Here is an 11,281-nt window from a genome sequence, read left to right as displayed (position 1 = left end):
CGCGGCCGGAGAAAGGAGCGGCCGCGGCCCGGCGGCCACCAGCGATCTCAGTATGGATATTATACCACAATATTTGCCGCCCGCGCATCCATTTTCAATCAAGTGTGCGGACTCTGCGCCGGGGAGCTGTCCGGGTGCCTCTTGCGCTGCGGCGGCGGAGAGGCGGGACTTCCGGCTATGGCCTTTGCGAATTGACGCAGGGGCCGTAACGGGACGGCGGGTTCAGTGTGTCTGCCGCTGCCACAGAACTTCCGCCTGTACCCGTAGCGGGAAGGTGCGGTTGGGGCAGGACAGCAGCTCGTACAGGATGTTGAATTCCCGGATGGTCACGGGGATCTCCGCTCCGGCAAGAGAGGCCGTCAGCGCGTCGGCATACAGAAGAAGTCCGTCCACGGACAGCTTCCGGCTGGCCTCAATATTGGCCCGGCGCAGCAGTGCCCGCACCCGCATGAGCAGCCCGCTGAAGTCGCCGGACTTCACCATATAGTCGTCAATGCCTGGGTCGTACCCCTTCTGAAGACTCTCTGGGGAAATGTACCATCCTGCCACAGCACCCAATTGGCTGCGCTCTGTTAACATGTGTCCTCTTTCCGAAATTTTTGCTGCCCGGCGGGGGCTGCGGGACCCGGATTGGTGAAACGTAAAAAAGAGGCACCCCTGAAAATTATGGCGCATTCAAAAAATGGTGGTGAAAACGGGAGGAAAAGATGTTATAATATCTAAAACACAGGAGGACAGCCGCCTTGGACTTGAGAGAGTATATTGCGCCCGACCTTTTAGAGAAGTTTGAATTTTACAGCTATAATCACGCGCTTGAGATTATCACACAGGCATTTCCGGCGGAGTGGAGCGAGATTGTGGACTGCCTGCGTCAGCTGCGCATCACTACGGACGATCTTCGGGAGTCCGGCGGAAACGAGACCAAGATCCCCAAAAAGTTTGATGATGTGCTGTATCCCCGCGGATGGCGCGAGATCCGCATTTCCGGCGACCTCCACATCAAGTTCTACCCGCGGCAGGCCGAACAGCGGGGACGCTTTTCCCAGGAGCCGTTTGAGGAAAAGGTCATACCCGGGTATATCGACGGACATAATATCGACTTCCTGAAAAACCGGATCGCCTTCGATCTGGAGTGGAACAGCAAAGATCAGACGTTCGACCGGGACCTGCTGGCCATGCGGACGTATTATGACTGCGACCTTGTCAGTGCAGGGATCATCATTACGCGCTCTGCCGAGCTGAACGACATCTTCAAAACCATTTACGACTATGACGGAAAGACCCGCCAGTGGAAACCCATTCTGCGGAAGTACGGGGCCAGCACCACCTGGATGGGGAAATTGACCTATCGCTTGGATTCCCGCAGGAACGGCGGATGCCCCATTCTGGCAGTAGGCATCAGGAAACCGTGCATCACAGATTGGGAGGAAGGGTACATCGATGAGCACAATCCAGGAAACATCTGAAAATCTGCTGCGTTTCTGCGGCGATCAAAAATACGCCACCATATATGCCGACCCTCCCTGGAGGTTCCAGAATCGGACCGGGAAGGTAGCGCCTGAGCACAAGCGGCTGAATCGCTACGAGACCATGGAGCTGGAAGACATCATGGCGCTGCCGGTGGCACAGGTGGCGGCGGAGAAGAGCCATCTGTATCTGTGGGTACCCAATGCCCTGCTTCCCGACGGCCTTGCGGTCATGAAGGCCTGGGGATTCGAGTACAAGGGCAATATCATCTGGGAGAAGGTTCGCAAGGACGGAGAACCGGACGGCCGGGGTGTGGGGTTCTACTTCCGGAATGTGACGGAAATTCTGCTCTTTGGTGTCAGGGGCGGCGGGAACAGGACGCTGCCCCCGGCCAGGTCCCAGGTGAACCTGCTGCGGGCACAGAAGCGGGAGCACTCCAGAAAACCGGACGAATTCATCCCCCTGATCGAGCGATGCTCTCCAGGGCCGTTTCTTGAGCTGTTTGCCCGCGGGGACCGGGAGGGCTGGGCCATGTGGGGCAATCAGGCCACAGCGGAATATGAACCCACATGGAATACCTATAAAAACCACACGAAAAAACCGGAAGACTGCCGGGAGGAGAGAGCTTCCCGCTCCTGATGACCCGGAGAACAGGGCGGACCGCGCCGTTCCTGTGGGGCAGAATATCGGAAAAACGGCCGTGCGATCAAAAATCGCACGGCCGTTTTGCGTCTGCGGGCCAGGGAGGAGGGGAGCGGCTGCCCGCCATCCAATGCCCGGCACTGCAGGCCCCGTTCTACCGTTGGGCAGAAGTTTCCCGGGCAGGGGGGAAAGCGGCTCCATCCAGGCATCTGGATGGAGCCGCAGTGGTTTGCGGGTATAAATCTTACTGCATAAAGCTGCCGTCCACCATCTGGTCCAGGTAGCCCTGATACTTCTCCTGAACATCGGCGGGCACCAGGTCGCTGAGGGCACCGGCGGACAGGGCACCGTTCTGCAGGGTGCCGTAGATGACCTCGCCGCCGAAGGAGCCATCCTCCACAGCCTCCATGCACAGGCCCACAAGGGAGGCATTGTCCGTCACCTGGCTGCCGATGATGCACTCGTTCTGGCCCAACAGATCGGAGGGCTGGGCGATGTCATAGATGCTCACGGAGCCGCTGGCGGCATTGGCTTCGTCAATGGCCTGCCGTGCGCCGGAGTCCACAGCGGAGGCGTCGCCAAAGAACACATCAGCGCCCTGGTCGATCATGGCCTTGGCAAACTCAATGCCCTTGTCGGCGGCGGAAAAGTCGCCGGAGTAGACCACATCCAGAGTGGAGACGGTCTTGCCCTCCTGCTGTCCCACATAGGCGGCGGCTTCCTTGAATCCGTTATACTTGCCCAGGGTGGTATCCAGTTCCATGGCGCCAATGAAGGCCACCGTGCCGCTCTTGGTCATAAGACCGGCCAGGGCACCGGCGATCCAGCCCACCTGCTGGGCATTGGGCAGCAGGGAGGTCACATTGCCGTTGACGGCTTTGGCGGGAGTGTCCTCGCCGCCGTTCAGCAGGGCGAAGGCCACATCGGGGAACTCCTCCGCCGCCTGAAGGACGGCGTCGGTGTACTGGTTGCCAGGGGCGTAGATCAGGTCATAGCCCAGGTCACAATAGGAGATGATGGTGTCATAGTAGGCAGACTGGGCGATGCTGTCGGAGACCTCCGTGGCCCAGCCGCGCTCTGCGGCGGCATCCACCATGGCGTTGTAGCAGGACATGCCCCACCCGCCGTCGGAGATGCTGGAGTCGCAGATCATGGCCACCCGGTAGCTGCTGTCGCCGGAGTCTTCGCCGGTTTCTCCGCTGGACGTGTCAGTGCCGGAGGTGTCGGTACCGGAGCCGCCGCACGCCGCCAGCGACAGGCACATGACCAGGGTGAGAAGCAGAGCCAATAATTTTTTCATGTTCTTTCCTCCCAATTCTTCATAAATGTGGATGCCTTCTATTGATAACAGCCGCGTGGGCGGCGATTATCCTCAGCGCTCCTCCTTGAGATAGGGCTTGCCGGAGCTCTTGGGGCCGGCCTTCTTCATGCCGATGCCGGCCAATACCACCACGGTGGCGATGTAGGGGATCATCTGGAAGAACTGATAGGGCACGCCGAAGCTGCCCACCTGCAGCCGGATCTGCAGCGCGTCGCAGAAGCCGAAGAACAGGCACGCCAGCAGCACGCCGGCACCGCTCCACCGGCCGAAGATCACCGCCGCCAGGGCGATGAAGCCCCGGCCCGCCACGTTGCCGTCCACGTAGGTGTTGGCGTAGCAGGTGGTGAGATAGGCACCGCCGATGCCGGCCAGGGCGCCGCAGATGACGCAGGCGGCGTACTTCACGCCAATGACGTTGATGCCCAGAGTTGCCGCCGCCTTGGGATACTCGCCCACGGCCTTGTAGTTCAGGCCGGACTTGGTACGGTTGAAGTAGATAACCGTGAAGATCACCAGGCCGTAAGCCAGGTACACCATGGGCGTCTGGTCCAGCAGGAGGCGGACCAGGAAGTTGTCGGAGGTGATGCCCAGGGAGGAGGACAGCGTGTTCATCAGACCCACCTGCACCAGCTCGGACCCGGCGCCGAAGTAGACCCGGTAGATGAAGGCCGCCAGGGCCGGGGCGAAGATGTTGATGGCCATACCGTAGACGATCTGCTCCGCGCAGAGGGTGACGGTGGCGTAGGCGAAGATCATGTTCACCAGAATGCCCACCGCCGCGCCAGCCAGCACGCCCAGCATGGGGCTGCCGGTGATGAGGCTCACCAGAAAGCCCACCAGAGAGCCGATAGAGGCCAGGCCCTCCAGTCCGATGTGGACCAGGCCCGCCCGCTGGGAGTACAGCTCCGCCAGCGCCAGAAAGATCAGGGGCGTGGCCATGCGAACGCTGGAGAGGATGATGTTCATGACAAATTCCATATCAGGCCGCCTCCTTCCGTCTCTCCGTCAGCCTTCCCAGGAACGCCTTGAATCCGGGCAGCTTCACCATGGCCAGACCCGCCACGGTGAACACGATCACCAGGGCCTGGATGATGTCGGATACGCTGGTGGGCACGCCGGTGGCCGCCTGCATGGTGGTAGAGCCCACCCGCAGAGCTGCGAAGAAGATGGCCACCACAATGGTCGCCAGAGGATGCAGCTGACCGATCAGGGCCATGGCCACGCCGTCGAATCCGTAGCCGTTGCCGAAGCCGTTGATGAGCCGGAACTGGGTCCCCAGCAGCTCGGCGCTGCCGCCCAGGCCGGCGATGGCGCCGGAGACGATAAAGCTCATCAGGATGTACTTCTTCACCGCGAAGCCGTTGAACTCCGCCGCCGTCATGTTCAGGCCCACGGCCCGCAGCTGGAAGCCCTTGGAGGTGTAGAACAGGAAATAGTACACCAGCAGTCCCACCGCCAGGGCGATGACGAAGGCGGAGGTGACCCGCAGGCCGAAGAGGCGGCTGAGCTGAGTGGCCTCCGGCACGGCCTGCGTCTGCGGAACGCTGCCGTCCCGCAGCCAGTCGGTATATACCACGCCCATGAACAGCGTGGCCACATAGTTCAGCATGATGGTGATAATCATTTCATTCTGGCCACGGTAGACCTTCAGCAGGCCGGAAATCAGGGACCAGAGGCCGCCAGCCACGGCGCCGCCCACCAGACACAGGAGAATGGCGGGCAGTCCTTCGATCCCGCTCTGGGTGGCAATGTAGCAGCAGACGATGGAGCCCATCAGGAACTGGCCCTCACCACCCAGGTTGAACACGCCGCAGCGGTATGCAAAGCAGGCGCACAGGCTGGTGAAGATCAGCGGCGTGGAGCGGGCCAGGGTGGTGCCTACGTTCCGCAGGCTGCCGAAGGCACCGATCCAAAGGGACTCCAGCGCCACAAAGGGATTGGCACCCAGCACGGCCATGATGATGCACCCGATGACGAAGGCCAGCAGGATGGAGATGATGGGTACCAGGAAACTGACGAGTTTTCCGCTGTTTTTCATGCGTTCTCCCCCTCCTTATTTCCCGGCCATGGCCAGGCTGATCTCCTCAATGGGAGGATTTTTGCCGGAGAACACGCCCATGATCTGCCCCTCGAACATCACCACAATGCGGTCGGAAACCTCCAGGATTTCGTCGAAGTCCGCGGAGATCAGCAATACGCCGCAGCCCTTGTCCCGGGCCTCGATCATGGTGTCGTGGACGAAGCGGGTGGCGCCGATATCCAGGCCCCGGGTGGGGTGGACGGCCACCAGCAGGTCCGGGCTGCCCTCCAGCTCCCGGGCCAGGATCACCTTCTGCTGGTTGCCGCCGGAGAGGTTCCGCGTCTCCTGCTCCACAGAGGTGCAGCGGATGTCGTACTTCTCCTGCATCTTCAGGGCGTAGTCCCGGATGGCCTTTTTCTTCAGAAAGTAGCCCTTGGCACTGGAGAACTCCGGAGAGTCCGTGGCCTTGAGCACGATATTGTCCTTCACGGACATATTGCCGATGAGGCCCATCTTGTTCCGGTCTTCCGGGATGTGGGATACATTTTCCAGAATAAAGCCGTTGGGGGTGAACTGAGCCACCTTGGAGCCCTTCATGTCCACCTCACCGCCGTCCGGCGTCAGCACGCCGGTGACCACCTGGGCCAGCTGGCTCTGGCCGTTGCCGTCCACGCCGGCAATGCCCACGATCTCGCCCCGGCCCACGGTCAGGGAGACGCCGCTGAGCCCTGCGTGCTTGGATTCTTTGTGGTAGTCCACGCTCCGCATCTGGATGACGGGATCGCCCGGCTCCTCCACCTTGCCGTAGTGGGAGGGGACCAGCTCCCGGCCGATCATCAGGTTGGCCAGCTCCTGGCCGTCGGTCTCGGAGCGATCCAGGGTGGTGATGACCTCGCCGGTGCGCAGGATGGTGATACGGTCGGAGATCTGCAGCACCTCCCGCATCTTGTGGCTGATGAAGATGACGCTTTTGCCCTCCTCCGTCAGCTTATGGATGATCTGGAACAGTCCCTCTACCTCGATGTCTGTCAGGGCGGCGGTGGGCTCGTCCAGAATCAGCAGCTCCGCGCCCCGATACAGGGTTTTCAGGATTTCCACCCGCTGCTGGGCGCCCACGGCAATCTCCGTGATGGGCCGGTCCAGCTCCACGTCCAGACCATAGCGCTCCGCCAGCTCCAGGATTTCCTTCTTCCGGGCCTCTTTGTCGATGAAGATGCCCTTGGTGTTCCGGTCCCCCAGGATGATGTTCTCGAACACCGTCATGGCCTCCACCAGCATGAAGTGCTGATGCACCATACCGATGCCCAGCTTCACCGCCTGGGCAGGAGAGTCGATGCGGACCTCCTTCCCATTCAGGAAGATCTTTCCCTCTGTGGGCTGGTACAGCCCGATGAGGACGTTCATCAGCGTGCTCTTTCCCGCGCCGTTCTCCCCTAACAGGGTATGTACCTCGCCCTTGCGGACGGACAGGTTGATGTCCCTGTTGGCGTAGAAATCGCCGAAGCGTTTGCTGACGTGCTCCATTCTCAGTAACTCATCCAAAGTTTCAGCCCCCTCCTTACATGCGGTGCTTCCCCATGCGGGCAAGCATCAGCTCCTTTTTCTCCTGCAGCGTGCAGACCATGGGCTCCGCCCAGGAATACTGCTGCATGAACACCCCCTGAAACTGGCAGATGGCGTCCTCATCGCCGCTCATGAATGCCTGAAAATCCGAGTCCGCCAGGTCCATCCGCACCCGCAGGCTCCCCCGGCTGCGCAGGAACATCTCCTCCGCGCCATAGTCCCGCAGGGTGTCTGCCAGCTCCTTGATGGTGCGGCGGTAGCCGGTGCCGTCGGCGTTCTCTCCCCATAGGTTTTCCACGATCTCGTGAATGGACACCGGCCGCCCGTCCCGATACACGCACAAGGCCATCAGCTCCTTGGCCTTGCCGGAGCGGAAGTGCACCGGCTCGCCGTCCACCAGCATGTCGAAGGCCCCGAAGGTGTGGAAATGGATGCGCTTGCACTGGCGGCGGCGCAGCAGCTTGGCCCGCTCCATCACATCGGCGATGTCCTCCCGGTCAAAGGGCTTGAAGATGATGTAGTCCGCCTTCATCTTCAGCGCCTCCACCGCAAACTTCGGGTGGGCCGTGGCGAAGACGATGATGATGTCACTCCGCAGCCGCCGCAGGGCCTGGGCCAGATGGATGCCGTCCATCCCCGGCATGTCGATATCCAGCAGGGCAAAATCCACCACATGGCCGGCGGCGTACTCAATGGCCGCGTTGGGATCGGTGAATTTCCCCACAATTTCAAAATCAGGCATGTCCGCACATTTCAGCTCGAAGAGCTGCAGATCCAGCAGCATGTCGTCCACCAGAATGGTTTTCAATCGCGGTCACCCCTGTCTTATGTTTCTATTGTACCAGATGGAGCGTACGGAAACCGTACGCTTTCAGGTCGATTTTGAAAGATTTTCCATGTTTTTCCCCCGCTTTCCATAAGTCAGGACAGCCTGTGTGCCCATGCCCACTGTGCTGGTGATCCGCAGCTCGCTGCCGGGGAAGCGGGCTATGCGCCGCCGCACATTCTCCAGCCCGATGGAGCCCTTCTCTCGGACAGCTTCCAGGCCGAAGCCCACGCCGTCGTCCGTCACCGTGACCTGCCAGTGGTCCGGCAGCTCTTCCAGCTTCAAAGAGACGGTTCCGCCGCCCACCTTGGGCTTGATGCCGTGGAGGATGGCATTCTCCACAATGGGTTGGATGGTCAGCAGGGGGATGGGAAAGTCCACGTCGGGAATCTCGTAGACCATGTGCAGCCGGTCCCCCAGCTGCTGCTGGTTGATATCCGCATAGGCCCGGACCGCCCGGATCTCCTCCCGGAAGGAGCCGATCCCGCCGTCGGCAGTGACGGAGTCCAGTGTGAACCGCAGGTAGCGGGCGAAGTCTCCGGCCATTTTGTAGGCCGCCTCCGGCTTCAGGACGATCAGGGCCTGCAGAGCGTTGAGGGTGTGGTAAAAGAAGTGGGAGCGGATCTGGTTCAGCAGCATATTGCCCTGTTCCCGCTCCAGCTGCTCCTGCAGCTGCTGGATGGCCCGCTGGGATTTTTCCAGCTGCAGCTGCCGCAGCCGGCCCGCGTAATAGACGCCCGCCGCAGCCAGCAACGCCACCAGCAGGCTCACCGCCACCCCCAGCCACAGGCTGATCTGGAGATACCAGGGCCGCAGGGGCGCCAGGGAGACGGTCCAGACAGAGTTGAACAGCTCCTGCGCGTGGTCCACAGTCCGCACACCCTCCGGCAGCGGGTCCGCCGTCTCGAGAATCACCTGTTTCTGTCCGTCGTCCGGATTGATGCGCCAAATTTGGCAGGCGAAGCCCTGGGCATTTACCCGCTCCACGGAGCTTCCGGACAGGGCGGCCGGAAAGTCCAGCGTCACGGAGACAATGCCCCAGAAATACCGCTGGCCCTGTTCGTCCGTCAGAAAGACCGGCAGCCGCCCGGCGATGCCCAGGCCGCCCTGGATCAGCTGGAAGGGGCCGGCGATATACAGCGCCTCTTTTTCGATGGCAGCTTGAGCCTCCAGATTGCCGGCCCCGTCCCCGTACATGTTCAGCCCGACGACATCCTCGTTTCCCTCCAGGGGAAAGACACCGTCCACGATCCCGTCCGGCGCGAAGAGGACGTTTCGCACATAGTCCTCCCGCAGCAGGACATGGGCGACCCTGCCGAAGTCCGAATAGTCCCCGCTGGTCTGGATGAGATAGGCCTCCAGAACGCGGGTTTTGCTCATCTCGGAGAGCATAAACTCATACGTCTCCGCCCCGATGGCGCTGGCGACATAGCCCATGCGGTCCCGCTCCTGGTTCCGGCGGCTCCACTCCATGCAGCCAACAAGCACCAGTCCGGCCGCCAGGGCCAGTACAAAAGCCCGTCCGGCGTGAATCAGAGGCGTCCGCTTTGCGGTCCGCACCAAGGCGATCCCTCCCTTTTTTTGGCACCTGCCTTTTTTATTAAAGAATACGTCAAATCGGCCCGCAATGCAAGCAGAGGGCCGGGGCCTATCCGTCGGTGTCAGAGCAGTGTTCTGCCGCGCAAAATCCATTGGATACATAGACAGCCGGCCGGAAGGTAAAATATAGAGGATAATTGTACGGGAGGCGATATGCAGTGCAAGACTATACCATCACAGGAGAACAGCTCCAGGCGTTCAGGCAGCGCCTGGTGTGGGAGGAAAAGAGCCCCGCCACCATCGAGAAATACCTGCGGGATGCGGCGGCTTTTACCGCCTGGCTGGACGGCCGGGCGGCGTCCAAGGCGGCGGCGGGGGCCTGGAAGGCCGCCTTGCTGGAGGCGAAGCTGGCGCCGGCCACCATCAACGTCAAGCTGGCGGCGGTCAACCGGTTCCTTGTATTTCTGGGCTGGCCGGCGTTTCGGGTGAAGCCCCTGCGCATCCAGCGGCGGCTGTTCCGGGACGACAGCCGGGAGCTGACGAGGCCGGAGTACCTCCGCCTGCTGGAGACCGCCCGCACCCAGGGCCGGGAACGGCTGGCGCTGCTGCTGGAAACCATTTGCGGCACAGGAATCCGGGTGTCCGAGGTGCGCTATGTCACCGTGGAGGCCGTGTACCGGGGAAGGGCCGAAATCTCCTTGAAGGGCAAGATCCGGACCATCCTGCTGCCGGGCAAGCTCTGCCGCAAGCTCCTCAAATACGCCCGGAAACAAAAAATCGCTTCCGGCGAGATTTTTCTCACCAGAAACGAAAAAGGCATCTCCCGCCGGCAGATCTGGGCGGAGATGAAAGCACTGTGCGACAAGGCGGGCGTGGCACCCAGCAAGGTGTTTCCCCACAATCTGCGGCACCTGTTCGCCAGGACGTTCTACCGCGTCTGCCGGGACGTGGCCAAGCTGGCGGACGTCCTGGGCCACTCCAGTATTGAGACGACCCGGATTTACCTGATCTCCACGGGCACCGAGCACGCCGGGACTCTGGCACGGCTGGGGCTGGTCTGTTAGAAATAGGACAGAATCGCCATTCCGATGCGGATGGCTGCAAAAAAATAACTAGACATACATAATTGATTTTAACAGTAACCAAATTCTAGCACAAAGCACCGCCAGCCGCAAGAGCTTTTACCGATTTGGGCAGCATAAAATGGCCGGAAAAGCGTCGAATTTTGTCCGGCTGCTGTCTTTGCGCCATTTTTGAGCCCGCGCAGGCTGCGCGGGCTTTTTTGCGCACATTTGCCCCTGGTCTGCAGGCCCCGTTTCGGTCCCTTACAGGAGGAAATGGCGATTCTGTTGACAGGAGGCGGGGAGATGAGGAGTCCAGAGGCTCTGAAGCCGCGGGAGACACACCGCACACCGGACTGGCCCGGCGCCGAGCTCAGCATGGAGACCATCCGGGCTTATCTGGCGGACCTGTCCGGCAGGGGACGCCGCAAGGGCACGGTGCAGATGTACAGTGCCAAGCTGCGGGCCCTCTATGACTACCTGCCCCCGGACAAGCAGATCTCCCGGGGAACGCTGGCTGCTTGGCGAGCATTCCTGCTGGAGGCAGGGTATTCCCCCAGCACCGTGAATACCCACCTGTCTGCCGCCAACGGGCTGATGGAGTACATGGGGCGGCGGGACCTGCAGTTGGTGGGGCAGCTGGAGGCGGACAAGGGCCTCCAGCCGGAACTGAGCCGGGTGGAGTATCTGCGGCTGCTGCAGGCTGCCAGGATACTGGAAAAGGAGCGGACCTACCTGCTGGTGAAAATATTCGCCCTGGCGGGCATCCGGGTGGGAGAGTTGCCTCAGGTGACCGTTGAGCGGGTGCGGGCCGGGCGCCTGCCGGTCCGTACCGGCGGGGG

Annotated in this window: 11 protein-coding genes; 4 read left to right on the top strand and 7 right to left on the bottom strand. The window is 61.4% G+C overall.

What is annotated here, in order from left to right; all coding sequences use genetic code 11:
- Window positions 1–222: 222 nt before the first annotated feature.
- The gene (locus HMPREF1546_RS04030; protein ID WP_021750322.1) at window positions 223–579 is read right to left on the bottom strand and encodes a response regulator transcription factor; all 357 of its coding nucleotides are present in this window, start codon (window positions 577–579) and stop codon (window positions 223–225) included.
- 164 nt (window positions 580–743) lie between these two features.
- Here HMPREF1546_RS04030 and HMPREF1546_RS04025 point away from each other — a divergent pair, with 164 nt between their 5' ends.
- Window positions 744–1,466, top strand: coding sequence for a BglII/BstYI family type II restriction endonuclease (locus tag HMPREF1546_RS04025; RefSeq protein WP_021750324.1), 723 nt, complete (start codon window positions 744–746; stop codon window positions 1,464–1,466).
- A complete protein-coding gene (locus HMPREF1546_RS04020) occupies window positions 1,441–2,106 on the top strand; it encodes an MT-A70 family methyltransferase (RefSeq protein ID WP_021750325.1) in 666 nt (221 codons plus the stop codon). Before HMPREF1546_RS04025 ends, HMPREF1546_RS04020 begins: the two co-directional genes overlap by 26 nt.
- 247 nt (window positions 2,107–2,353) lie before the next feature.
- On the opposite strand, the gene HMPREF1546_RS04015 is transcribed toward HMPREF1546_RS04020, so the two are convergent.
- The 6 genes from HMPREF1546_RS04015 to HMPREF1546_RS03990 form a co-directional block, all read right to left on the bottom strand.
- Window positions 2,354–3,409: a BMP family protein gene (locus HMPREF1546_RS04015; protein WP_021750327.1), complete on the bottom strand. Its 1,056-nt coding sequence runs from the start codon at window positions 3,407–3,409 to the stop codon at window positions 2,354–2,356.
- A 72-nt stretch (window positions 3,410–3,481) separates the two neighbouring features.
- A complete protein-coding gene (locus HMPREF1546_RS04010) occupies window positions 3,482–4,408 on the bottom strand; it encodes an ABC transporter permease (RefSeq protein ID WP_021750328.1) in 927 nt (308 codons plus the stop codon).
- 1 nt (window position 4,409) lies between these two features.
- Complete coding sequence (locus HMPREF1546_RS04005; protein WP_021750329.1) at window positions 4,410–5,468, bottom strand: ABC transporter permease; 1,059 nt, start codon at window positions 5,466–5,468, stop codon at window positions 4,410–4,412.
- 15 nt (window positions 5,469–5,483) lie between these two features.
- Window positions 5,484–6,992, bottom strand: a complete 1,509-nt coding sequence (locus HMPREF1546_RS04000) for an ABC transporter ATP-binding protein (RefSeq protein ID WP_036630904.1) — start codon at window positions 6,990–6,992, stop codon at window positions 5,484–5,486.
- Window positions 6,993–7,008: 16 nt separating this feature from the next.
- Window positions 7,009–7,821: a response regulator gene (locus HMPREF1546_RS03995; protein WP_021750331.1), complete on the bottom strand. Its 813-nt coding sequence runs from the start codon at window positions 7,819–7,821 to the stop codon at window positions 7,009–7,011.
- Between the two features lie 63 nt (window positions 7,822–7,884).
- Complete coding sequence (locus tag HMPREF1546_RS03990) at window positions 7,885–9,399, bottom strand: histidine kinase (protein ID WP_249390900.1); 1,515 nt, start codon at window positions 9,397–9,399, stop codon at window positions 7,885–7,887.
- Window positions 9,400–9,596: 197 nt separating this feature from the next.
- Here HMPREF1546_RS03990 and HMPREF1546_RS03985 point away from each other — a divergent pair, with 197 nt between their 5' ends.
- Together HMPREF1546_RS03985 and HMPREF1546_RS03980 are read left to right on the top strand one after the other, a co-directional pair.
- Window positions 9,597–10,442, top strand: coding sequence for a tyrosine-type recombinase/integrase (locus HMPREF1546_RS03985; protein ID WP_021750333.1), 846 nt, complete (start codon window positions 9,597–9,599; stop codon window positions 10,440–10,442).
- 303 nt (window positions 10,443–10,745) lie between these two features.
- Window positions 10,746–11,281, top strand: a 536-nt coding sequence (locus HMPREF1546_RS03980; protein ID WP_198016080.1) for a site-specific integrase, incomplete at its 3' end; no start/stop codon positions are given.

The organism is Oscillibacter sp. KLE 1745 (genome assembly GCF_000469445.2).
Classification (GTDB): Bacteria; Bacillota; Clostridia; order Oscillospirales; family Oscillospiraceae; genus Oscillibacter; species Oscillibacter welbionis.
This window is presented reverse-complemented; position numbering and strand designations above follow the sequence as displayed.